The sequence below is a fragment of the Zoogloea sp. genome (genome assembly GCF_030157465.1).
In the GTDB taxonomy this organism is placed as follows: domain Bacteria; phylum Pseudomonadota; class Gammaproteobacteria; order Burkholderiales; family Rhodocyclaceae; genus Zoogloea.
This window is the reverse complement of record NZ_JAOAUU010000026.1, coordinates 1-24,449: the sequence shown is the minus strand read 5'-3', so window position 1 is coordinate 24,449 and position 24,449 is coordinate 1. Positions and strand designations below refer to the sequence as shown.

Genomic DNA, 24,449 nt, shown 5'->3' with positions numbered 1-24,449 from the left:
AATCCGCCTGGGGTTGGGGTTACTTGGCTTGAGCCAGAGTTATGCAACAACGCCGACCAAAGGCTATAGCTGGGAGAACGACCTATGGTCAGAAACAACGATAAACAAGACAGCCAGCAGACTAATTCTAGCCACAGACAATATATACAGCCGAATTACCCCGGCAGTTAAACGAGGAATGTCACGACTTCGGTTTCTATGTCGATTAGACTTCTCAAGTCGTATCCATGAAACGCCACTCTTCAAGAAAAATAGAAAATCCTGCGGAATAGGAATAGATGGAAATTGCTTCTGGGGCATACCCATAACAGAAGTAAATAGACTGATTGAAAAATACAAATCATCCATTGCCTACAGATGCACTTATTCAAAAAAAGTACATCTATTGACTAGAGATATCTCTACAGACAGGATAGTCCAAGGCCATTTAAAACACTCGCTTGTGTGTAGCATCATCGCAGCGTCCTTCAATTCGGCACACACAAAATGCCACCTTTCTCATCAGACAATTTTAAATGCTGGATTGTCGTGCCTGAGGGAAAATCCACGCGAGTGCTTGGGTGAGGAAACCTATCAATACTATGAGCAAGGACTGCAGTCATTGTGTGCATAGCCGCTTCAATACATTAGCTTGAAAAACAGAACGTACTTGAACTATAAAACTCCTACTGAGTGAGGTTTTCCAAGCAACCGAGAGCACAAGTGCATGCGCAACCTCCCCAATCAAACTTTCGTCAACTATTGACTGCGAATCGCAATAGGAAAGCGTAGTTTCAAAGCGGACGTCCACACAACCATCTGCTTCGGCCAAGCACACAACACCCTACTGGCTCTAGAGATAGCTGCTATACCTACAATTCTGTCACGCAACCAAGACCATCGGGATGGTGGGTCATCCGAAACCACTCCCGATGCATCCCCCTACCCAATCGTTCCCGGCTTGTTCCCCAGCATCGCGCGCAGGTTGGCGATTCTTGCGCGGGCATCTTCCTTGCTCACCGGCTCCTGGGATTTGCGGTCGTTGCGTTTGATGCCTTCCTCGCCCATTTCGTCGATGAAGCGCGACGGGTCGCAGGTGCGCACTTCGCGGCCGGCCTTGCGGCGCTCGCAGTAGCTGATGCTGAGGCTGCGCTGGGCGCGGGTGATGCCCACGTACATCAGGCGGCGTTCTTCCTCGATCTTGTCTTCGTCGATCGAGCTTTGGTGGGGCAGCAGGCCTTCTTCGACGCCAACGAGAAAGACATGCTTGAACTCCAGGCCCTTTGAGGCGTGCAGGGTGGCCAGCTGAACCTGGTCGAGTTCGGTGTCGTCCTTGTCGAGCATGGTGATCAGGCTGATGGTCTGGATCATGTCCATCAGCGTCTTGCCGTCTTCCTCGCCCTTCCTGCCCAGCCAGCCGGTGAAATCGCCCACGTTGCTCCACTTGGTTTCGGCTTCCCGCGGCTCGCAGCTTTCGTACAGCCAGGCTTCGTAGTTGATGGCCTTGAGCATGTCGTTGATGACTTGCCCGGCGGGCTCGCGCGGGGCGCGGTGGGCCATGCGGTTGATGAAGTGGCAAAACTCGCGCACGGTGTCGAGCTGGCGCGCATTCACGTGCTGGGCGGCGCCTTCTTCAAAGGCCGCGGTGAACAGGCTGAGCTTGCGGTTGGAGGCATAGTTGCCGAGGGCTTCGATGGCGGCCGGCCCGATGCCCCGCCGCGGGATGGTGATCGAGCGGATGAAGGACAGGTCGTCGTCCTCGTTGGCGATCAGGCGCAGGTAGGAGCACAGATCCTTGATCTCGGCGTTCTCGAAGAAACTGCGCCCGCCGGAGATGGCGTAGGGGATCTTGTGGTTGCGCAGTTGCTGCTCGAACAAGCGCGCCTGGTGGTTGCCGCGGTAGAGGATCGCGTAATCCTTGAAGTGGGTGCGGTGCTCGAACTTATGGGCGGAGAGCTTCATCACCACCGATTCGGCTTCGTGCTCGGGCGTCTGGCAGGCCACCACGCTCACCGGCTCGCCGGCGCCGTGCTCGGACCACAGTTTTTTCTCGAAGAGCTTTTCGTTGTTGGCGATGACCGTGTTGGCGGCGTTGAGGATGCGCGTGGTGGAGCGGTAGTTCTGCTCCAGCTTGATGACCCGCAGGCTGGGGAAATCCACCGGCAGCTGGCGCAGGTTTTCCACGTCGGCGCCGCGCCAGGCGTAGATCGCCTGGTCGTCGTCGCCCACCGCGGTAAAGGCGCCGCGCACGCCGGTGAGCAGCTTGAGCAGGCGGTACTGGGCGCGGTTGGTGTCCTGGTATTCATCCACCAGCAGGTAGCGCAGCTTGTTTTGCCAGCGCTCGCGCACTTCCGGATGCTCGTCGAAGAGTTTGACCGGCAGGCGGATCAGGTCGTCGAAATCAACGCCCTGGTAGGCGCGCAGGGTCTTGTCGTAGTCGCGGTAGAGCAGCGCCGCCGACGATGAGATTTCGTCGGAAGCCAGCTGGGCCGCTTCGTCGGGTTCGATGAGGGCGTTCTTCCAGCTGGAAATCTGCCATTGCAGCGCCTTGGCGCGGTTCTTGTCGGTGTTGCCGGTCATCTCCGCGATGATCTGCGTGGTGTCCGTCGAATCGAGGATGGAGAACTGCGGTTTGAGGCCGAGGTACTTGGCCTCCTGGCGCACGATGCGCACGCCCATCGCGTGAAAGGTGCACACGGTCAGCCCCTTGGCGGCGCGCCCGCCCATCAGCTTGGAAATGCGCTCCAGCATTTCCTTGGCGGCCTTGTTGGTAAAGGTGATCGCCGCGATGTTGTGGGGGTTGAAGCCGCATTCGCCCACCAGATAGGCGATCTTCTGGGTGATCACCCGGGTCTTGCCGGAGCCCGCGCCGGCCAGCACGAGGCAGGGGCCGTCCAGGTAGTGGATGGCTTCGCGTTGCGGGGCGTTGAGCTGGGGGGCGGACATGGCAGAGGTGCATCGGGTGAAGCGGGGGGACGAGTCTACTCCAAGCCGGCCCCTGCTTGGACCGGCCAGCCAGCCGCCAGCCGCCTTCCGGCGCTCAAACCGCCGCGATGTGGTGCTTGGCCTGGAATTCGTCGATGGCGACGAAAGTCAGGCATGCCTCGGTCACCTTCACGACCTCCGGGTTTTCGGGATTGCACCCACGATATCGACCATCGCCATGATCCAGCCGCCGAACACATCGCCCGCCGGGTTGAGATCGGCCGGCATGGGCATCATGCGTCCCCCTCCGCCCGGCCTTGATGTAATCTCCCGCCACCATGTCCGTCTTTACCCCCGTCACCGAACCCGATCTCGCTGCCTGGCTGAAAAACTACGCCATTGGCCGCCTTGATGCCCTGCAAGGCATCTCGGCCGGCGTGCAGAACAGCAACTTCTTCGTCACCACCAGCCTCGGCCGCTATGTGCTGACGCTGTTCGAGACGATGCCCCGCGCCGAGCTGCCCTTCTACCTGCACCTCATGGCCCACCTGGCGCGCCACGGGCTGCCGGTGCCGGCGCCCATCGCCAACCGCGACAACGAATACCTCGGCAGTCTGTCGGGCAAACCCGCGGTGCTGGTCACCCGGCTGGCCGGCAAATCCGAGATGGCGCCGGGCGTGGCCCACTGCGCGCGCATCGGTGCCATGCTGGCCGGGCTGCACCTGGCCGGAATGTCTTTCGGCCGCAAGCAGGCCAACCCCCGCGATGCCGACTGGCGGCGGGATTGCGCCGCCCGCGTGCACGCCCACCTGCCTGCCGACGAGCAAGCCGAACTCGACGCCGAACTCGCCTTCCAGGCCGGCTTCGACATCAAGGCCCTGCCCCAGGGCGTGATCCACGCCGATCTGTTTCGCGACAACGTGCTGTGGGACGGCGACTTCGTCGGCGGCGTGATCGACTTCTACTTCGCCGGCGTCGACGCGCTGCTGTTCGACGTGGCCGTCACCGTTAACGACTGGTGTGCCGACGCCAACGGCCGGCTCGACCCGGCCCGCACCCACGCATTGCTCGCCAGCTACGCCGAAGCGCGCCCCTTCACCAGCGCCGAGCGGGCCGCCTGGCCGGCCATGCTGCGCGCCGCAGCACTGCGCTTCTGGCTGTCCCGGCTCGAAGACTTCCACCTGCCGCGGGCCGGCGAGATGGTGCTGGTCAAAGACCCCGGCGAATACCGGCGGATCCTCCGCCAGCGCGCCCTCGACAGCGCCCTGCCGGCACTGCCGGGCTAAGCTTTCGCGTGCAGGGCCGGCGCCCATTCCGATAGCCGGTTTGAACTTGGCCATCGATTTGGGCTAGCATCCCACCGCAGCGCAACATGCTGATTTTTCTTCCTGTTTTCTGCCTGTTCACCCCAAGCCCCAACCCGCCCTGCCATGACTGAACCGGCCACCCCGGCAACCCATCCCTACAGTGCCGCCCGCCACCCGCAGCCACGCCACGTGTCTCCCGCCGAGAGCCTGGTGTGGCTGAAGGCCGGCTGGTCCTATTTCATGCGCAATCCGGGCGTGTGGCTGGCCATCAGCATGATCTTCTTCATCATGCTGTTCGTGCTCGGGCTGGTGCCCCTGCTGGGCTGGGCAGTGGTCCTTATCGGCTTTCCCATCATGGTGTCGGGCATGGTGCTCGGCTGCGACGCCCAGGCCAACGGCCGCCCGCTGCGGGTCGACCATCTGTTTGCCGGGCTCAAGGTGCATGCCGGCAACCTGGCGCTGGTGGGCGTGTTCTACCTGCTCGGCGGCCTGATTGCCGGCTTCGTGTCGGTGGTCATCGGTGGAGGCGCAGCCCTCACCGGCTACATCCTCGGTGCGCTGGCCGGGCTCGGCCTCGGGCTGGTCAGCGGCGTGGTGCTGGGCAGCGTGGTGTTCTCGGTGCTGTGGGTGCTGCTCATCACGGCCCTGTGGTTTGCCGCCCCGCTGGTGGTGCTGCGCGACACCCCGCCCCTCGACGCGATGAAAATGTCCCTGTCGGCATGCTTCAACAACTTCGGCGCCTTCGTCGTGCTCGGCGTGCTGATCTACGTGCTGATCTGGGTTGCCATGCTGCCCGCCGGGCTGGGCGTGCTGGTGCTGATTCCGGTGCTCGCCGGCACCCTCTACGCGTCCTACCAGGACATCTTCGGTGAAATGCCGGCGCTGCCGCCGGCCACCCCTGAAACGGCCGGGGAGTAAGCCGATGCACGCACGCACGCTGCCCGCCTCCCGCGGCTGGGCATGGATCATCGAGGGTTTCGCGCTGTGGAAGCGCAACCCGGCCCTGATCACCTTCCTCGTCTTCGGCTACTGGCTGTGCCTGCTGGTGGTCGCTGCCGTGCCGTTCATCGGCCAGATCCTGATGTCGCTGGCCATGCCGGCCCTGTCGCTGGGCATCTACAACGGCTGCAAGGCGGTGGCCGAAAAACGCAAGGCCGGGCCCGAAATCCTCATCTCCGGCTTCAAGCAGAACCTGCCCGAGCAGATCAAGATCGGCGGCATCTACCTCGCCGGCACCTTCGTGGTGCTGGGCCTCACGGCGCTGGTCGACGGCGGCATCCTGGCCGAACTGATGCTCGGCAAGCGCAAGCTCGACGAAGCCACCGCCGAAGACCCGATGCTGTCGGTGTCACTCATTGTCGGCACCGCATGCTCCACGCCGCTGATGATGGCCTACTGGTTTGCCCCGCTCCTGGCCGGCTGGGGCCGCATGTCAGCCGTCAAGGCCATGTTCTTCAGCCTCGTCGCCTGCTGGCGCAACTGGCGCGCCTTCCTCGCCTACGGCATCGGCCTGATGCTGGCCGTGCTGATACCCGGCCTGCTGATCGGCCTGCTCGGCCTCATCTCGCCCATCCTCGGCACCCTGCCGGCCATTGCGCTCCCGGCAATCTTCATCCCGGTGGTGTTCGCCAGCTTCTACGCCAACGCTTCGGACGTGTTCGGCCAGATCGGGCCCGATGAATCGGCCTGAGCCGGGTCACGGCCCGCTCGGACTGTTCGGCGGCACCTTCGACCCGATCCACCACGGCCACCTGCGCCTGGCCGAAACCGCGCGTGAAGCCCTGGCCCTTGATCGGGTACGCTTCATTCCCGCCGGCCAGCCGCCCCACCGGGCCACGCCCGGCGCCAGCGGCCCCGACCGCCTGGCCATGGCCCGCCTCGCCACCGCCGACAACCCGGCCTTCGAAGTCGACCCGGCCGAAGTCGAAGCCCTAGAGGCCAGCTTCACCATCGTCACCCTCGAACGCCTGCGCGCCGAACTCGGCCCGGCCCGGCCGCTGGTGCTGCTGCTGGGCGTGGATGCCTTCCTTGGCCTGCCCACCTGGCGGCGCTGGGCCGAACTCTTCGACTTTGCCCACATCGCCGTCGCCAACCGCCCCGGCTACACCCTCGACACGGCGCAAATGCCGCCCGAACTGGCCCGCCTGTGTGCCACCCGGCAGGCACCTGCCCACTTACTGCACGGCGCGCCCGGCGGCAGCCTCGTACAATTCGATATGACCCCGTTGGCGATTTCCGCCACCGACATCCGCACCCGCCGCGCCGCCGGCCTGAGCCTGCGCTATTTGCTCCCGGCGCCGGTTATTGACTATATTTCCACGCACCAACTCTATCTCTGAATCAATGGACATCACCCAATTCGAACAGCTCGTCGTATCCGCCCTTGAAGACGTCAAGGCCAAGGACATCCAGGTCATCAACACCACGCGCCTCACCTCGCTCTTTGACCGGGCCATCGTCGCCAGCGGCGACTCCAACCGGCAAACCCGCGCCCTGGCCCGCCACGTCGCCGACAAGGCCCGCGAAGCCGGCCTCGAAGTCGTCGGCATCGAAGGCGAAGGCACCGGCGAATGGGTGCTGGTCGACCTCGGTGCCATCGTCGTCCACATCATGCAGCCGGCCACGCGCAGCTATTACAACCTCGAAGAACTGTGGGGCGCGGTTCCGGCCCGCCCCTCCCGTCCGGGCGCCATCGCCACCCACGCAGCCTGAGCCCGTGCCGCCCGTCCGCCCCCGGACGGGCCTGACCACCCAATGAAACTCATTCTCGTCGCCGTCGGCACCCGCATGCCGGCATGGGTTGATACCGCCTTTGACGACTTCGCCAAGCGCATGCCGCGCGAGCTGCCGCTGCAACTGGTCGAAGTGAAGGCCGAGCCGCGCACCACCGGCAAGACGGTCGACGCCATGATGGCCCTCGAAGCCGCCCGCATCGAAGCCGCGCTGCCGGCGCGCTGCCGCCGCCTCATCCTCGACGAACGCGGCGAAGACCTCAGCACCAAGGCCCTCGCCAAACGCCTCGAGCACTGGCAGGACGGCGGCGACGACATCGCCATCATCATCGGCGGCCCGGACGGCCTCGACCCCGCCCTCAAGGCCACCGCCCACGAAACGATGCGTCTCTCCAGCCTCACCCTTCCCCACGCCCTCGTCCGCGTCATGCTCGCCGAAGCGATCTACCGCGCCTGGAGCGTCCTGAAGAATCACCCCTACCACCGCGAGTAAGGGGCCGGCACCGAACACTGCCCCTTTCTCCCACCGCTCCCCACCGCTCACCGAAATGATCTACCTCGCCTCCAACAGCCCCCGCCGGCGCGAACTGCTGCAACAGATCCACGTCCGCTTCGAGCCGCTGCTGTTTCGTGGCCCCGGTCGCGACGACCACGACATCTCGGAACACGTCGAGCCCGGCGAAGACGTGGTGACCTACGTACGCCGGGTGGCCCTGGCCAAGGCCGAGGGCGGCATCCAGCGCATGTACATGCGCAAGCTGCCCCAGCGCCTGCTGCTCTCGGCCGACACCACGCTTGAGCTGGACGGCGAGATCATCGGCAAGCCCGATGACGGCGAACACGCCATCGCGATCCTGCGGCGCCTCTCCGGGCGCACCCACCGCGTGCTGACCGCCGTGGTCGTCACCAACGGGCAGCGCTTCGAGCAGCGCCTGTCCACCAGCGAAGTGCGCTTCCGTCCGCTGTCAGACACCGAGATCCGCCACTACGTCGCCACCGGTGAAGCAGCCGACAAGGCCGGTGCCTACGGCATCCAGGGCCGCGCCGCGCTTTTCATCGACGAAATCCACGGCAGCTACACCGGCATCATGGGCCTGCCCCTGTTCGAGACCGGCGCCCTGCTGCAGGAATTCGGCTATTCTCTCTAACCCGGCCGCCGGAGCAGTTCCGGCGCCCCGGGCGATGAGACACAATTCAGAACAAGGCGCGGGCTGAACCCGCGCCAGCGCTGCCGGACGAGCGGCGATCGGTGATGGCGGGGCTGCCGCAAACGGCCGGGTCATCACCCATCTCCGTTTTCCATCCGCATCATGTCCGACGAATACCTCATCAATTTCACCCCCCAGGAAACCCGCGTCGCCCTCATGCAGCAGGGCGTCGTCCAGGAAGTGCATGTCGAACGCAGCGCCAGTCGCGGCATCGTCGGCAACATCTATCTCGGTCGCGTCGTGCGCGTGCTGCCCGGCATGCAGTCCGCCTTCATGGACGTCGGCCTCGAGCGCACCGCCTTCCTGCACGTGGCCGACATCTGGAGCGACCGCCACGCCGGCGACGCGCTGCGCCCCATCGAGCGCATCCTCGCCGAAGGCCAGAACCTCATCGTCCAGGTACTCAAGGATCCCATCGGCACCAAGGGCGCACGGCTGTCCACGCAGATCTCCATCGCCGGCCGCATGCTCGTCTACCTGCCCCAGGACAAGCACATCGGCATCTCCCAGCGCATCGGCGACGAGGCCGGCCGCGAAGCCCTGCGCGAGCGGGTCAGCCGCCTGCTGCCGGCCGATGAAAGCGGCGGCTACATCGTCCGCACGATGGCCGAGAACGCCTCCGATGAAGAGCTCGCCGCCGACATCGCCTACCTGCGCAAACTGTGGGCCGAGATCAAGAACCGCGCCGTCGGCGCCCGCCCGCCCTATGTGCTCTACCAGGATCTGAACCTCGCCCAGCGCGTGCTGCGCGACCTCGTCACCGACGCCACCACGCGCATCGTTGCCGACTCCCGCGAGAACTTCCAGAAACTCTCGGCCTTCGCCGGCGAATACATGCCCCAGGTCGCCCCGCTGCTCGAGCACTACACGGGCGAGCGCCCGCTGTTCGACCTGCACGGCGTCGAGGCCGAAATCGAAAAGGCCCTGGCCCGGCGCGTCGATCTCAAGTCCGGCGGCTACCTGATCATCGACCAGACCGAAGCGATGACCACCGTCGACGTGAACACCGGCGGCTTCGTCGGCGCCCGCAACTTCGACGACACCATCTTCAAGACCAACCTCGAAGCCGCCCAGGCCATCGCCCGCCAGCTGCGCGTACGCAACCTCGGCGGCATCATCATCGTCGACTTCATCGACATGGAAAGCGCCGAACACCGCAGCGCCGTGCTCGACGAATTCCGCAAGGCGCTCTCCCGCGACCACACCAAGATGACGGTCAACGGCTTCACCAGCCTCGGCCTCGTGGAAATGACCCGCAAGCGCACCCGCGAATCCCTCGCCCACCTGCTCTGCGAATCCTGTCCCACCTGCACCGGTCGCGGCGAAGTAAAGACCGCCCGCACCGTCGCCTACGAAATCCTGCGCGAGCTGCTGCGCGAGGCGCGCCAGTTCAACGCCCGCGAATTCCGCGTGCTCGCCGCCCCCAACGTCATCGACCTCTTCCTCGAAGAAGAATCCCAGTCCCTGGCGATGCTCTCCGACTTCATCGACAAGACCGTATCCCTGCACCCCGAAGCCAGCTACGGGCAGGAGCAGTTCGACATCGTGCTGCTTTAAAAAACGCTTGAAAAAAACCGCCGTCCTGCCACCAAAAAGGCATCGGACGGCGACACCAGAAACGCCCCTAAAAGGGGCGCACCATTTTGGTGAAATCCCGGTATTGGTGCGCTTTTTGGCCGATTTTTGCCCCCACTCGGTGCATCCAAAAAATCGATCGCCATTCGATTGACGCTGCCTTCCCGGCGCCCTCAAAATCGGCCGCAACCACTACTGCCAGGCACGCGCACGATGCAAACACCCAAGCTTCTCCGGGCCACCCCCGGCCTTCGTACCGGCAACGTCCGGATCGGTTCCACCCACGCCTACAGCTTCAACGGTGACCAGGTCCGCCTTGATGCCGAACTGCTGGCCGATGCCCCTGCCAGCCTCTCGGGACGCGACTGGGCCCTTCAACTGTGGGCCTGCGCGGCCCCCTTCTCCGGCCACCCGACCGCAGGCACGCTGGTCGCCCAGATCCCCCTCGATACGCTCATAGCCGAGCCGCTGCAGTATGTCGGCGCCGAAACGCCCGGCTTCCCGCCGGCCGGCCACGGCAGCCACGCGATGGTGCTGGTACTCGCCGCCGGCCACGACGGCTGCTTCGACGAAGTCCACGACTACGCCAACTATCCGCTCGCCGAAAGCTTCACCCAGCCCGAGATCAACGGCAACGCCCGTTTCGAGCTGGGCGACAAGACCGTCACCCTCAGCGCCGATGGCGTCACCAACCCCCGCGCCGCCGACAACCTGAGCGGCACCCTGTCCCTCGAACTGTGGGCCCTCGCCAGCTCCTACACCGGCGGCACGCCGGCAGGTGTCCAGCCAGCTCGGCAGCCTCGGCGGCCAGCAGGCCTGGCACAACATCAATGTCGAACTCCCCCTCGCCGCCACCCCGGCCGGCACCTGGCACATCGCCCTGCTGCTGCGCGAATGGGCTCCGACCGGCTTCGTGACCCGCGACTACGTCAACTTCCCGCTGCCGGTCAGCTGGCCGGAAGCTGAAACCAAGGCCGTGGCCGAGGTGAAAGCCGAAGCCAGCCCCGCCGCCACGGCAGCACCGAAAGCTGCCCCGAAGGCTGCACCCAAGGCGGCCCCCAAAGCCGCCCCGAAAGCGGCCAAAGCGGCGCCCGCCGGCGTATCGGTAAACACCGCCAGCGCCGCCGAACTGGCCGCCATCAAGGGCCTGCCCAAGGCTGTCGCCGCCGCCATCGTCGCGGCCCGCCCCTTTACCAGCCTCGACGAGTTGCTCACGCTCAAGGGCATCGGCATCAAACTGCTCGACAAGCTCAAAGCCAGCCTCAGCCTGTAAGCCCGCGAAGTACACGCAAAAAGCCCCGGAACCGGCTACACGCCGCTCCGGGGCTTTCCCGTGGACAAGCAGAAACGGCCCGTCAGGCGGCCGGTGGCGGCGGCGCCCACAGCGTTGCGCCAGTCACATCAATCAAGCTCAGCCACGCGCGCACATCGAACTCCAGCTGGTGATACTGGGGCTCGATGCGGCAGCAGAGCTGGTAAAAAGCCTTGTCGTGATCCGGCTCCTTCATGTGCGAAAGCTCGTGCACGACGATCATGCGCAGAAACTCCGGCGGCGCCTCGCGAAACAGCGTAGCGATGCGGATCTCGCGCTTGGCCTTGAGCTTGCCACCCTGCACCCGCCTCACCGTCGTGTGGGTGCCCAGCGCCTTGTGGATCGTCTGCAGCTTGCCATCCCACGCAACCTTGCTCAACGGCCCCGCATTGCGCAAATGGCGGGCCTTCAGCTCGCTCACGTAATCGTAAAGCGCCGTATCGTTGCGAACGGCATGGGGCGCCGGATACTTCTTGCGCAGCAAGGGGCCGAGCTGCTGGCTGTCGAGCAACTCGCGCACCTGCGCCACCAGGTGGACGGGGTAGCCGCTTAGATACCGGAGAGGGGTGGCTGCGCTCATCGGGGTGTCAGCAGTCGAAGGGGACGAAATTCTATCCCCTCCGGGAACGAAGCTATAGTGAAGCCACCAAGCATGCGGCCCGGAGATGCGTTGTCATGTTCGATTTTTTCATCAGTTACACCCACGCCGACCGGGAAATCGCCCAGCGCGTCGCGCGCCGTCTCGCCGGCTACGGCCTGCAGATGTGGCTGGACGAGGCCCAGCTCCACCCCGGCGACACCCTTGGCGCCACGATCCAGGCACGCATCGGCGAGGCCCGGACGCTGCTGGTCATCGCCTCTGCCGCCGCCGCGGCCTCCGGATGGGTCGCCCGGGAAATCGCCTTCGCTCGCCAGCTGAACCCGCCCCATCGGGTGTGCCCGCTGTTTGTCGAGCACGTCGAAACGCACCCGCTTTTCGCCGACCACCTGGGCATCGACGCCACCGATCCGCTGCGCCTGGAACCCAGCCTGCTGGCGCTGCTCGACGGCCCGCGTGAAGTGTCTGCGGCCACGCTGCGGGCCGGACTGGACGCCGTGGTGCGCGAAACGCCCTCCGTCGGCCTCGTCATCGATGCCTGCCTGAACGGCCCGGGCGTGTCGGATACCCAGATGGACAGCCTGACCGACGCGCCCTTCCACCCCATGGATTTTGCGCTGAACGCGCTCTACGACCTGCCGGACGGCCCCGGCCGCAGCCTGATTGCCTACCACGCCGCCTACACTTTTCCGGCCAGCGGCGCGGGCGCGTGGCCGCTCGAACGCCATGCCGCCAGCCGCCTCCCCGGCGAGGACATCACCATCGCGCTGGCCACCGGCCGGGCGCTGCCGGTCGCCCGGCTCGATGCGGCGATCCGCATCCTTGCGGCGTGCGCGCCGCCCGACGACCAGGCCCTCAGCGGCTTCATCCATCACAACGGCGCGGCGCTGGACGCAGCCCAACGCGCGGCGGTGATCCGGCGCCTGGTCCAGCCCAAGCGTCCGCCGGCGAATTTCGCGCTGGATGCGGCCGAGGCCGCGATGAACACAATGACCGCCGACCACCCGAGCGTGCAGCGCCTGTGGCAGCGCTGGATCAAGGATGGCGATTTCGATTCCGACGGTTCGCTGCAGACGCGCTGCCATGCCGCCCTGGCCGATGGCCTGAAGGGAACGCCAAACGCCTGGCAGCCCGTCGCCGACGCCCTGCGGGATCACGTGCGCCGCCTCGCCCGTCTCCGCGATCGCAGCAGTGTGACCCGCGCCGTGGCCCATCTGCGCGCCGCCGCAGGGGCCGGCTCGATGCTGACCAGCGTTCTGGCCGATCAATGCGAGGCCGCCGCCGGGTCCGCCGAATGGGACGGCTGGGACGCTGCGGAGGAGATGTCGATTTACGTCTACGCTTTCGCCCGACACGCTCGCACCGACCACGACTGGGAAGCCGCCGCGCACGCGTGCCAGGACAGAATGCGGGCGACAGCCGCCTTGCGTGCCGCCATCGCCCGCAACGCAGCTGCCGACTGAGCTGCCGACTAAGCTGCCAACTAAGCCGGCAAGGCGCTCACGCCCCGATCAGCTTCCCGAGCGGCGCCAGCACTTCTTCGCCAACCGGCTCGAAGCGCTGGAACTTCAGGTCTTCGAGCACCCGCAGACCGGACGGGTCGAGGTGCATGCCGCACAGGATGCCCTGGATAGCCTCGCGCTTGTCGGCCCATTCACGGGCCACCATGAAGCAGTGGAAGGCGGTGCCGTCGCGGCTTTCGCCGACAACCTGCAGTTCGCTTTTCGTCGATGCGTTCATGCCGGCCCAGGTTTCGTTGAAGACGAAGCCGAGGTCGGCCTCGCCCTGCAACACGGCCTTGGCGGCGTTGAGGTGGTTGCCGACGAACTTGAAGCTGGCGCCATCGAGGTTCATGCCTTCACGACGCATCACCTGCAGGCCCAGGTCGTGAATGATCAGTTTGTCGGTGGCGCTGGCAATGCGCGGCACATCCGGCACGACCACACCGGCACGGGCGACCACCAGGGTTTCATCCTTGACCCCCGCCGGCCGGGCCACCGGCACGAAGCCCCGGTCGCGGGCAAAGCACAGGGCGCTGTAGGGGTTGGCATAGACGACGTGGAAGCCGTCGTCGAGCACGGCCTGGCGCTCGACGAGAAAGTTGTCCTGCGGCTCGAAGTGGATGCCGGTGCCGAGATTGCGCTGCAGGTAGGTGTTGAGGGTGAACCAGCCGAGCAGGTTCTTGGCTGTGTCGTGGGGGCAAACGCTGAGCTTGAATGGACTGACCATGCGCTTACGCTCCCGGGCAACAGGACAAAAGGAAACGGGGCGATGTCGCCGTCGGAGTCTGCTGGAGCATTACGTAAAACCTCTGTCGGGTGGGTTTCCGGGTTGCCGGCATCCGCCGGGACGACATACTGCTTGGCGGAATACCTGAAAGTCATGGATCTTAACAAATCCGGTTTGCACTTTATTACAAACTAAGTCACGGCAAGAGCATTGCCGGAAGGGCTGAACGGCGGCTAGAGCCAATCCACCAGGGATACGCCCACGCCGAGGGTTGTCTGGCGGTGGTTGTAGTCGATCAGGGTTTCGCCGAAGCCGGTGAATAGCTGCACGTAACCCTTCAGGTTACGGTGGATCGGGAAGCTCCAGTCAAGCTGGGCGGCGCCGCGGGGCTGCGAGCCCGACAACAGGTTGCTGCGCAGCAGGACGCCAAAACCGTGCTCGCCCGCCTGCCACATGGCCTGGATGTCGCCATGGCCGAGGTAGGACGTGATATCGGGGTTGTCATCCTTGGCCGCGTCTTCTTTCAGGCGCAGCCAGGGCCGCACGACCAGCGCGAAATCACCGCGCTCGATGCCGACCTGGGCCACCAGCCGGTTCCAGCTGCGCGATAGCGGCAGGGCCCGGCCGTTGGACTGGTGGTTGAAACCCAGCGACATCATCTTGACCTTGAAGCCGGCGCCGGCATCCAGGTTGGTACGAAACACCGCCAGCAGCTCGGGCTCGTAGTCGGTCTCGCGGAAGGGCGACGAAAAGCGCTTGTTGTAGAGCTGCCAGTTCGATTGCTGGGTGTAGCCCAGCCACAGGTCGCCGTGACGGCCGACCAGGCCTTCCCACAGCTTGGTCTTGAAGCTGATCTGGTACTTGGCTTCGGCCGCATCCACTTCCGTGCGCTCGAGGCCGGTGTTGGCCGGATTGGGCGAGTTGGGCAGGCGGTTGGGCGAATTGCTCCAGCGCCCCAGCAGGAGGTAGGTGGGCTTGTAGGGGCGAATCAGGAAGCTGCCTTTCTTGTCCTCGGCATCGAGCTCCCAACGGGCCGAGAAGGGGGTGGTTGCAACCACCACCGGGGCCGGCGCCTCGGTGTGGGCGCGGCCGACGGCTTCGTCGTAGCAGGCCAGGCGTTCGGTGTTGTCGGCAAGCGTCGCGCAGGCGGACGGATCGCCGGCGGCGGCTTTGCCGGCAAGCGCCAGCAGCGCGACGAGGGCCGCCAGGGTGATCTTCGGGTTCATGGTGTTGTTCTCCTGATTTCGGCGGGCGCGCAGCGGCTTGCCATGAATACCCCGAGGATCTGGCCCGTGTGTGAGCGGCCCACGTCCACGATGGCCTCCGGTGGCCCTTCGGCAACAATCTCGCCACCGCCGTCGCCGCCTTCGGGGCCCAGATCAATGATCCAGTCGGCCTCGGCCATCAAGTCCAGATCGTGCTCGATGACCATGACAGTATGACCCGCGTCGGCGAGGCGGTGGAGAACGTGGATCAGCTTTTCCACGTCGGCCATGTGCAGGCCCACGGTCGGCTCGTCCAGCACGTAGAGCGTGTGCTTTTCGGGCGGCAGCGGGCGGCCGGGGCCGGCGGCCGATTCGCCGGCCCGGCCACGCACCTTGGCGAGTTCCGACACCAGCTTGATGCGCTGGGCCTCGCCGCCCGACAGCGTCGGGCTGGGCTGGCCGAGGGTGAGGTAGCCGAGGCCCACGTCCTGCAAGAGCCTGAGCGGATGGGCGATGGACGGATGGGCCGCGAAAAACTCCACCGCGTCCTCCACCGCCATGCCGAGCACCTCGGCGACGCTCTTGCCCTTCCACTGCACGGTCAGCGTTTCGGGGTTGAAGCGGGCACCGCTGCAGGCCTCGCAGGGCAGCTTCACGTCGGGCAGGAAGTTCATCTCGATGGTGATGCGGCCCTGGCCTTCGCACACCGGGCAGCGCCCGGCGCCGGTGTTGAACGAAAAGCGCGAGGCCGTCCAGCCACGCAGCCGGGCTTCGTTGGTTTCGGCAAAGAGCTTGCGGATGGTGTCCCAGAAGCCGATGTAGGTGGCCGGGCAGCTGCGCGGCGTCTTGCCGATGGGGGTCTGGTCCACTTCAAGGACACGACCGATCTGCTCGGCTCCCAGCAGCGACGCGCAGCCCACCGGCCCGGCAGCCACCAGGCTGGCGTGCAGCACGTCGCGGGCGAAGGTGGACTTGCCCGAGCCGGACACGCCGGTCACCACCGTCAGCCGCGCCAGGGGCACGCGGCCGGTCACGTTCTTGAGGTTGTGCAGCGTGGCGCCATTGACGATGAGCGCCGGATGATCGGCCGGCACGGGCCGCCGCGGGGCCAGCGGGTGGAACAGCGGATGGGCCAGGCAGCGCCCGGTGGCGGATTCCGGCGCGGCCATCAGATCCGCCAGCAGGCCTTCGGCCACGATCCGCCCGCCCCGCACGCCGGCGCCGGGGCCGATGTCGATCACGTGATCGGCTCGGCGGATGGTGTCTTCGTCGTGCTCGACCACCAGCAAGGTGTTGCCGCGGGCGCGAAGGGCTTCGAGGGTGTCGAGCAGCAGGCGGTTGTCCCGCGGGTGCAGGCCGATGGTGGGCTCGTCGAGGATGTAACAGACGCCGGTGAGGTTGGACCCGAGCTGGGCCGCCAGCCGGATACGCTGGGCTTCGCCGCCGGACAGCGTGGGCGCGGCGCGGTCCAGCGCCAGGTAGGCGAGGCCGACCTGCTGCAGAAAATCGAGCCGACCGCGGATCTCGGCGATCAGATCGCGGCCGATCTCGGCTTCGCGGTGTTCAAGCGCCAGGCCTGCGAAGAAACCCGCCACCTTGCCCACCGGCAGCGAGGCCAGTTCGTGGAGGCCCAGGTCGCGGAAGCGCACCGCGCGGGCCACCGGGTTGAGGCGCGCGCCGTTGCAGCTCGGGCAGGCATCAAAGGTTTCGGCGTCAAGTTCGCCCAGGTCGAGATCATCGGGATTGTCGACCTTGCCGCTAATCTTGAGGCCGGTGCCGTAGCAATCCGGGCACCAGCCGTGCTTGGCGTTATACGAGAACAGCCGCGGGTCGGGCTCGGGGAAGCTGGTGCCGCAATCCGGGCAGGCACGCAGCGTGGACAGGGTGATGAGCGGCGCATCGGGCTGGGCGGTGGTGAGCACCTTGAGCACGCCCTTGCCGTGGCCCAGCGCCGTCTCCACGTATTCGCGCAGCAGCGCCTCGGTGTCCGGCCCGACCTTCACCACGCCCACCGGCAGTTCGATGCTGTGTTCCTTGTAGCGGTCGAGGCGCGGCCACTTCTGGGTAGGCAGGTATTCGCCATCCACGCGAAGCTGCTCGAAGCCCTTGCCCCGCGCCCATTTGGCGAGGTCGGTGTAGAGGCCCTTGCGGTTGATGATCAGCGGGGCGAGCAGCTCGACCGACTGGCCGGCGCAATCGCGCATGATGTGGGCGACGATGGCCTCGAAGCTTTGCGGCGTCACCGGCACATCGCAATCCGGGCAGAACTGGGTGCCGAGCTTCACGTACATCAAGCGCAGGAAGGGCTGGATCTCGGTGAGCGTGCCGACGGTGCTCTTGCGCCCGCCGCGGCTCACGCGCTGCTCGATGGCCACCGTGGGCGGAATGCCGAAAATGGCGTCCACGTCCGGCCGGGCCGAGGGCTGGGCGAACTGGCGGGCGTAGGCGTTGAGCGATTCGAGATAGCGCCGCTGGCCTTCGCCGAACACGATGTCGAAGGCCAGCGTGGATTTGCCCGAACCCGACAGGCCGGTGATCACGGTGAATTTGTCACGCGGAATCGACAGGCTGATGTTCTTCAAGTTGTGGTGGCGGGCGTGACGAATGGTGATGGCTTTTTCGACCACGGCGCGGTAACGCACCGCCGGCTCGGCCACCACCGGCGCGGCCTGCAGCGCGGCGAGCTGGGCAGAGTAATCGGCCAGCGCCCGGCCGGTATGGGACGCCGGCGTGGCGATCAGCTGGGCCGGCGTTCCCTCGGCCACCACCCGTCCGCCACCGCTGCCGCCTTCGGGGCCGAGGTCCACGAGCCAGTCGGCCGCGGCGATCACGTCCAGGTTGTGCTCGATGACGACCAGCGAGTGGCCGGCATCGAGCAGCTTTTCGAAGGCCGACAGCAGCGTGGCCACGTCCTCGAAGTGAAGGCCGGTGGTGGGTTCGTCGAACAGGAAGAGCAGGCCAGGTTCAATGCCGGTGGCGCCCTTCTTGGATTTTTTGGCGGCCAGCTGTGCCGCTTCGGCCAGATGGCCGGCCAGCTTGAGGCGCTGGGCTTCGCCGCCGGAAAGCGTGGGCACCGGCTGGCCGAGACGCAGGTATTCGAGGCCCACGTCCGCCAGCGGCGCGAGGGCGGCCTGCACGGCCTTCTGGTCGGCAAAAAAGATCAGCGCTTCGGATACGGTCATCTCCAGCACGTCGGCCACGCCCTTGCCCTGCCACGACAGGGCGAGGATTTCCGGCCGGTAGCGCTTGCCATCGCAATCGGGGCAACGCAGATACACGTCGGAGAGAAACTGCATTTCCACGTGCTCGAAGCCCGAGCCGGTGCAGGTGGGGCAGCGCCCGGTGCCGGAGTTGAAGCTGAAGGTGCCGGGCGTGTAGCCGCGGTCCTTCGACTCCTGAAGATTGGCGAAGAGCTTGCGGATGGCGTCCCACGCGCCCACGTAACTCACCGGATTGGAGCGGGCGCTCTTGCCGATGGGCGACTGATCCACCGACACCACGCCCTTGATGGCGTCCAGCCCGGCCAGGCTGTCGAAGGCGCCTGGGGTTTCGGCAGGCTGGCCAAAATGTTTGGCCAGCGCCGGAAAGAGCACGTCCTGGATCAGCGTGGATTTGCCCGAGCCGGACACGCCGGTAATGCCGACCAGCCGCTGCAGCGGAATGGCCAGATCGACGCCCTGCAGGTTGTGCTGGCGCGCGCCCTTCAAGGTGAGCCGCGGCAGGTCGGCCGCCACCGCGCGCGGCAGACGCCGCGTGTCGACGCGCTTCTTGCCGGAAAGATAGGCGCCGGTGAGCGAGCCGGGATCGTTGGCGATCTGCACCGGCGGGCCGTAGGCGACGATCTCGCCGCCGCGCTCGCCGGGGCCGGGGCCGATGTCGAGCAGGCGGTCGGCGGCCAGCATCAGCTGCGGGTCGTGCTCGACGACGACGAGCGAATTGCCCGCGTCGCGCAGGCGCTCCATCACGCCGAGAATGCGTCCGATATCCCGCGGGTGCAGGCCGATGGAAGGCTCGTCCAGCACGAACAGGGTATTCACCAGCGAGGTGCCGAGCGCGGTGGTCAGGTTGATCCGCTGCACTTCGCCGCCCGACAGCGTGCGCGACTGGCGATCCAGCGTGAGGTAGCCGAGGCCCACGTCCTGCAGATACTTGAGACGCCCCTTGATCTCGCCGAGCAGCAGCTCGGTGGCTTCGTCCAGCGGCGCGGGAAGATCGAGCCCGGCAACGAAGGGCGCGATGTCCTCGATCGGGCAGGCGAGCAGTTCGTGGATGGCGGCGCTGCTCAGGCCCGACGCCGCGGCGCCCTGGTGGGCTTCAAGCCGCCACAGCAAGGCATCCGGCTTGAGGCGGGCACCGTGGCAGGCGGGGCATTCGGTGTAGCTGCGATAGCGCGACAGCAGCACCCGGATGTGCATCTTGTAGGCCTTGGTTTCCAGCCAGTCGAAAAAATGGCGCACGCCGTACCAGTGGCGCGGCCAGGACGCGTCCCAGTTCTTCCACTTCGGGTCGCCCTCGAGCAGCCATTCGCGGTGCTCGGGCGGCAGGTCGCGCACCGCGATATCCGTCGCCACGCCGTTGCGCCTGGCCATCTTGAGAAGGTCGTCCTGGCATTCCTTGAAGCTGGGGCTTTGCCAGATCTTTACCGCGCCTTCGTCGATGGATTTGGATTCATCGGGCACCACCAGGCTGAAATCCACGCCGATCACCCGCCCGAAGCCCTTGCAGGTTTCGCAGGCGCCAATGGGCGAGTTGAAGGAAAACAGGCTGGGGAGCGGATCGGAGTAGGCGATGTCGCAATCGGCACAGTGAAGGCCCGAGCTGAACTTCCATTGCGCCTCCTCAACGCCGCCCAGCGCATGCACCGTGATGCGGCCATGGCCGGCGCGCAGGCCGATTTCCAGCGCTTCCATCACCCGGGCGTGCTCGGCGCCTGCCAGGCGGAAGCGGTCCTGCACCACGTGCAGGACCGCGCCATCACGGGCGTGGATGCGGGTGTAGCCCTGCTGGGCGAGCAGGCCGGCAATTTCGTCCTCGCCAAAGCTGGCCGGCACCGTGACCGGAAAACTCACCACCAGGCGCGGATCGCCCGCCGCCGCGGCGCGGGCGGACAGATCGGCAAAGATCGTCGCCGGCGTGTCGCGGGTCACCGGCTTGCCGCAGCCGCGGCAATGCAGACGGGCGGCGCGGGCGTAGAGCAGCTTGAAGTGATCGGCCAGCTCGGTCATGGTGCCCACGGTCGAGCGCGAGGTGCGCACCGGGTTGGTCTGATCGATGGCGATGGCCGGCGGCACACCTTCGATGCGGTCCACCTGCGGCTTGTCCATGCGGTCGAGAAACTGCCGCGCATAGGGCGAAAAGGTTTCGACGTAGCGGCGCTGGCCTTCGGCATACAGCGTGTCGAAAACCAGCGAGCTCTTGCCCGAGCCGGACACCCCGGTCACCACCACCAGTTCGTGGTGGGGAATGTCGAGGGAGAGATTCTTCAGGTTGTTCTGGCGGGCACCGCGAATGCGGATGGTGTTGGCGTCAGCGGGGTCGTGGTCGGCCTGGCAGGCGGGATCAAGGCACATGGGGAGGCGGTCGGTAGAGGCGGGCAGACGGGATTGTAGAGCGCCCCATCCAGACAGGCGGCCCGCCCATCGGTTCCCCGCCCGCGCCCGGCACGCCTCAGGGGTTGATCAGCTTGTCGGTGGTTGCCTCGTCCACGATCGACTCGTCGCAGACGATCCGGGTTCCGGGCAGGGCGGCCTGCTGGGCCAGTGCCCGGGCCGTTATCGCCAGCACCAGGTCACGATCGCCATCGGAAACCAGCACCACCTGCCCGCCCGGGCCCAGGTGCGCCACGAAGCCGCAGCTCACGCTGCCATCCGGCAGGGTGATGGCGACGCTGGCGCCCACACCCAGTGCGGCCCATTCGGGGGGCAAGGGCAGCTCGCCGGCCACGTAGTGCTTGTGCTTGAGGGTGCAGAGGCCAGGACTTCCGGCCGGGGTGCCAAGGGTGGGAGGCGACGAGTTCTTGCGCAGGGTTGGTACCGGCACCGGACGCCCGGCCAGCAGGCTGCGGTGCAGTTCCATGCACGACGCGAGCGCGGCAGTCGCTTGCGGGCCCGGCAGCGCGATCCATGCCAAGCCCTCCTCCAGCTCACGGGCGAGGGCCGGCAGTTCGGTGGCCAGACGCTGGCGGGCGTCGGCGTCGGCGGGCTCCACGGCACTGGCAAGCAGGCGGTTGGCCGTCAGCAGCCGAGCCGCCCACTGGGGGCTGTCCGGCCCGTGGAGATACACCGCCTTGGCCAGCACATGCACCCAGTAGCGTTCCAGAAAGTTGCGCGCCACGCTGGGCGGCGCCTGGCCGACCAGCAGGTAGACGGCCCGGCTGGCCTGGTGCAGCGCCACCTCGCGCCGCTCCAGGCGGGCCGCCGCCTCGACGTGGGCAGCCGCGCGCGTCATGGCGCCGCGCTGGCGGGTTGCCAGCAGGGTATCGAGCACGGCCAGGGCCATTTCGAAATCACGCCGGGTCGGGCGTGGCAGGCGGCCGAGGGAGCGCACCATCGAAGCCAGCCCGCGGCACACCGGCAGATCCGGAGGCGAATCGGGGGCCAGTGTGCGACCGATGTTGGCAATCCGATCGAGCAGGCTCAGCGCGGGGTGGCGCTCAAGGGACAACAGGGTGTCGCTGCGCAGTGCAAGGCGCAGCAGGGGCGTCCGCAGGCCGTTGAACAGGGCGCGGATCACCGGCGGCAGGGCCGGCGATCCGGCACCGCGCGTGCACACCGTCTCGATCACCTCCACCGCCGCCGCCTTCGACGGGCTCAGGAGCGCGCCGAGTTCGCTGGCCCCAAGGGAAACCGGCACGCCGGAGCCGGAATTCTGGCGTTCCACAAGCCACGCCTCGATACGTTCGATCAGCGCCGAACCCTGCCCCGGATCACGGCTGGCCGCCGGCGCCGGCATGTTCTCCCGTTGCGCCAGCACCGCCAGGCGCAACGCATCCACCGGATGGATGGGCAGGCTGGCGCGGGCCGCCGGCGTGTCGGTCCAGTACACTTCGGCATCGTCGTCCCGCGGCCTGCGGCGGGCGTGGGCTTCGTCGGCAAAGCTGTGCTCCAGCGCCCGGTAAAAGCGGCACAGATGACGGCGCAAGGGCTCTTCCAGCTGGCCCAGCAGGCGCAAGGCCTCGACCGGGTTGAGTCGCTCGGCCTCCTTCAGCGCACGCAAGGCCCGGCACACGCTGGCCGTGCCGAGGGGCGACTCCTCGCGCAATTCGACACCGTCCTCGGCAAGCTGATGGCGCATGCGCAGGTGCAGAACCGACAGGTCGCGCCCGCAGAAATCCTGCAGGCGCTGGTCGAGATTGATCAGGGCGATGGAATAATCCGACTCGTCATCGCGAACGAGATTGATCGGCGGCGAGCTTTGCCCCGGACCTTTACTGCCAGCGCCCTTGCGCCCACCGACAAGTTCGTCGAAGCAGGCGCCCGCGGCCTGGGTCAGCGCGTCGAGCCAGTCCGGGTGATGGATCACCTCGGAAGCCCCCTCGCGCAGCGCCCTCAGAAAACCCTCCCGACTCCGGGTAAGGAGCGAGCCTGCCGGGGTTGCGCGGGAACGGGACGACTTGGACATGAAGGGAGAGCGGGGAGGGTATCAATCCGGGTTTATACACAGCCCCCTTCCGTTTCACCGTGACAGACGCCCGATTTGAGTCCATTTACGGGCCACGCGCCACCCGATCACACCGGCGAACCCCGCCGCCAGGCCCCATTTGAGCGCCGAGCACAAGGCCGACAGTGGAATCACGAGGCTGCTCGCGCCGACCGGGCCCGCCAGCAGATGCAGTTGCAGCAGGTTTTCGGCAAAATCGAAGAGCGCCGCCAGCGGCAGCAGCCAGGCCGTGATCGAGGCCAATCGGCACGCTTCCGGCGCAAACAGCGCGCCACGGGTCACGACGATGCGACCGCAGGCCGCGTAGATGAGCACATGGAAAAAATCGTAGGCAAAATGCTCGCGGTAAGCGCGTTCGCCGTCGGAGCCCCAGGCCGCCAGAATTGCCCAGTAGCGCGCCGGATCAAAAGTGAACTGCAGAAACAAGATATTCGGCCGTAATTGCTGAAGCAGTTGCACCAGATAGCCCTGTGACAACGCAAAAACGAGCACCGCAAGGACGACCGGACGACGCGAAGAGACGTTCATGCCTGTTCCTTTCCACCGGAGGCGGAAGTAGTTATCGCCAAAAGTGAAACTTCAAAACGATAAAAATGTTTTTTTCGATAAAATCTTAAAACTTTAGCGCTGCAGGCACACATCGTTATGAATACAGGCACGACACCCCGCCCGCTCACTCACGAAGAGCTGAACGACACACTTGCCGCGGTCCGCATTCCCCCCTGCCCGGCCATCGTCACGGAAGTCATGCGCGAAGCCCAGCGAGACGAACCCTCGATCAAGGTTCTGACCCGCATCCTGGCGTCCGACGTGGGGATGTCGGCGATGGCCATCAAACTCGCCAACTCGCCGATGTTCGGATCTGGCGCAAAGGTCAAAAGCATTCAGCAGGCGGTTGCCCGGCTCGGCATCAGCAACATCCTCAGCGTGGTGATTGCGGTGGCCCTGCGCAATACCAACAGCGGCCTGCCCGCCGAGTTGATGGACAGCTTCTGGTCGCGCGCCGCCACCCTCGCCCTCGCCGCCGGTGTTCTGGCTCGCAAGCATGTCGGCATATCCCCCGAGAGCGCCTACACCTACGCGCTGTTCCACGACGCGGCGGTGCCGGTCCTGATGATCAACTTCCCCGATTACGCGGCCCTGTACGCCAGCGCCACCGACCACGGCGCGCCCTTCGTCCGCCAGGAGCAGGAGCACTACCGCTGCGACCATGCGGTGACCGGATGGCTGCTTGCCCGCAACTGGGGCCTGCCCGCCATGATCGCCTCGGCGATCCGCTACCACCACGATCCGGAACTCTACATCCTGCCCGAGAAGGAACTGCCTTCCGACGCCCTGGCGCTGATTGCCGTGACCATCATCGCCGAACATGTCGTCGCCGAATTCACCAAAGACGCCGAGCCGGTCGAAGGCCGCCCCTTTGAAGACGCCAAGGCCTTCCTCGGCACCTCCGAGGCCGACCTCGACGAATTCCGCGACATCGTCGCCGCCGCGCTGAGCTGAAAGACCACGCTCCGCAATGCAAATGCCCGCCGAAAAGGCGGGCATTTCAGACTGCTGACGAACCCCCGGTTTTCCCGGGGGTTCGTGCTTTTTGGAGTCCTGTCAGACGATCGGAAGCACTGGGTCGCGGCCGGGGCCGGCGGGGCGCATTGGGGTGAAGATGGCGTACAGGCCGCGTAGAGCGCCTGTCGGAGCACCACACAGCCAGAATTTCGGG

At 66.1% G+C, this 24,449-nt stretch carries 19 protein-coding genes; 12 read left to right on the top strand and 7 right to left on the bottom strand.

The features are described from left to right. Positions 1-921: 921 nt before the first annotated feature. Complete coding sequence (locus tag Q1W26_RS03585) at positions 922-2,925, bottom strand: UvrD-helicase domain-containing protein (RefSeq protein ID WP_300435973.1); 2,004 nt, start codon at positions 2,923-2,925, stop codon at positions 922-924. A 317-nt stretch (positions 2,926-3,242) separates the two neighbouring features. Between Q1W26_RS03585 and Q1W26_RS03580 the strand changes: the two genes are divergently transcribed. From Q1W26_RS03580 to Q1W26_RS03535, 10 genes are all read left to right on the top strand, one after another. Continuing rightward, positions 3,243-4,190 carry a homoserine kinase gene (locus Q1W26_RS03580; protein WP_300435970.1) on the top strand — a complete coding sequence of 316 codons (948 nt, stop codon included), beginning with the start codon at positions 3,243-3,245 and terminating at the stop codon, positions 4,188-4,190. A 144-nt stretch (positions 4,191-4,334) separates the two neighbouring features. Next, a complete protein-coding gene (locus Q1W26_RS03575; RefSeq protein WP_300435968.1) occupies positions 4,335-5,129 on the top strand; it encodes a BPSS1780 family membrane protein in 795 nt (264 codons plus the stop codon). A 4-nt stretch (positions 5,130-5,133) separates the two neighbouring features. Continuing rightward, a complete protein-coding gene (locus Q1W26_RS03570) occupies positions 5,134-5,901 on the top strand; it encodes a BPSS1780 family membrane protein (RefSeq protein WP_300435965.1) in 768 nt (255 codons plus the stop codon). Beyond that, on the top strand, positions 5,888-6,550 hold the full coding sequence (gene nadD, locus Q1W26_RS03565) for a nicotinate-nucleotide adenylyltransferase (RefSeq protein ID WP_300435962.1): 663 nt from the start codon (positions 5,888-5,890) through the stop codon (positions 6,548-6,550). The genes Q1W26_RS03570 and nadD overlap by 14 nt, the downstream gene beginning before the upstream one ends. Positions 6,551-6,554: 4 nt before the next feature. Further along, on the top strand, positions 6,555-6,923 hold the full coding sequence (gene rsfS / locus Q1W26_RS03560) for a ribosome silencing factor (RefSeq protein ID WP_300435959.1): 369 nt from the start codon (positions 6,555-6,557) through the stop codon (positions 6,921-6,923). 42 nt (positions 6,924-6,965) lie between these two features. After that, the gene (gene rlmH / locus Q1W26_RS03555; RefSeq protein WP_300435956.1) at positions 6,966-7,436 is read left to right on the top strand and encodes a 23S rRNA (pseudouridine(1915)-N(3))-methyltransferase RlmH; all 471 of its coding nucleotides are present in this window, start codon (positions 6,966-6,968) and stop codon (positions 7,434-7,436) included. Positions 7,437-7,491: 55 nt separating this feature from the next. After that, positions 7,492-8,091, top strand: coding sequence for a Maf family protein (locus Q1W26_RS03550; protein WP_300435953.1), 600 nt, complete (start codon positions 7,492-7,494; stop codon positions 8,089-8,091). Between the two features lie 162 nt (positions 8,092-8,253). Beyond that, complete coding sequence (gene rng / locus Q1W26_RS03545) at positions 8,254-9,708, top strand: ribonuclease G (protein WP_300435950.1); 1,455 nt, start codon at positions 8,254-8,256, stop codon at positions 9,706-9,708. A gap of 231 nt (positions 9,709-9,939) precedes the next feature. Then, positions 9,940-10,692, top strand: coding sequence for a hypothetical protein (locus Q1W26_RS03540; protein ID WP_300435947.1), 753 nt, complete (start codon positions 9,940-9,942; stop codon positions 10,690-10,692). Next, on the top strand, positions 10,640-10,999 hold the full coding sequence (locus Q1W26_RS03535; protein ID WP_300435945.1) for a helix-hairpin-helix domain-containing protein: 360 nt from the start codon (positions 10,640-10,642) through the stop codon (positions 10,997-10,999). Before Q1W26_RS03540 ends, Q1W26_RS03535 begins: the two co-directional genes overlap by 53 nt. An 82-nt stretch (positions 11,000-11,081) precedes the next feature. Here Q1W26_RS03535 and Q1W26_RS03530 read toward each other — a convergent pair whose 3' ends face one another. Beyond that, on the bottom strand, positions 11,082-11,618 hold the full coding sequence (locus tag Q1W26_RS03530; protein WP_300435942.1) for a M48 family metallopeptidase: 537 nt from the start codon (positions 11,616-11,618) through the stop codon (positions 11,082-11,084). Positions 11,619-11,713: 95 nt separating this feature from the next. On the opposite strand from Q1W26_RS03530, the gene Q1W26_RS03525 reads away from it, so the two are divergent. Continuing rightward, the gene (locus Q1W26_RS03525; protein ID WP_300435940.1) at positions 11,714-13,099 is read left to right on the top strand and encodes a toll/interleukin-1 receptor domain-containing protein; all 1,386 of its coding nucleotides are present in this window, start codon (positions 11,714-11,716) and stop codon (positions 13,097-13,099) included. Positions 13,100-13,136: 37 nt separating this feature from the next. Here the strand turns inward: Q1W26_RS03525 and Q1W26_RS03520 are convergent, their stop codons facing one another. The 5 genes from Q1W26_RS03520 to Q1W26_RS03500 all read right to left on the bottom strand — a co-directional run bounded on the left by Q1W26_RS03520 (position 13,137) and on the right by Q1W26_RS03500 (position 23,257). Continuing rightward, the gene (locus tag Q1W26_RS03520) at positions 13,137-13,865 is read right to left on the bottom strand and encodes a PhnD/SsuA/transferrin family substrate-binding protein (RefSeq protein WP_300435938.1); all 729 of its coding nucleotides are present in this window, start codon (positions 13,863-13,865) and stop codon (positions 13,137-13,139) included. Between the two features lie 233 nt (positions 13,866-14,098). Next, positions 14,099-15,091, bottom strand: coding sequence for a phospholipase A (locus Q1W26_RS03515; RefSeq protein WP_300435936.1), 993 nt, complete (start codon positions 15,089-15,091; stop codon positions 14,099-14,101). Further along, on the bottom strand, positions 15,088-20,640 hold the full coding sequence (uvrA, locus tag Q1W26_RS03510) for an excinuclease ABC subunit UvrA (RefSeq protein ID WP_300435934.1): 5,553 nt from the start codon (positions 20,638-20,640) through the stop codon (positions 15,088-15,090). Before uvrA ends, Q1W26_RS03515 begins: the two co-directional genes overlap by 4 nt. 97 nt (positions 20,641-20,737) lie before the next feature. Then, complete coding sequence (locus Q1W26_RS03505; protein WP_300435932.1) at positions 20,738-22,690, bottom strand: DUF1631 family protein; 1,953 nt, start codon at positions 22,688-22,690, stop codon at positions 20,738-20,740. Between the two features lie 54 nt (positions 22,691-22,744). Next, positions 22,745-23,257 (bottom strand): hypothetical protein, encoded by a 513-nt coding sequence (locus Q1W26_RS03500; RefSeq protein ID WP_300435930.1) that lies wholly within the window; start codon positions 23,255-23,257, stop codon positions 22,745-22,747. A gap of 117 nt (positions 23,258-23,374) precedes the next feature. Between Q1W26_RS03500 and Q1W26_RS03495 the strand changes: the two genes are divergently transcribed. Beyond that, a complete protein-coding gene (locus tag Q1W26_RS03495) occupies positions 23,375-24,232 on the top strand; it encodes an HDOD domain-containing protein (RefSeq protein ID WP_300435927.1) in 858 nt (285 codons plus the stop codon). Positions 24,233-24,449 lie beyond the last annotated feature (217 nt).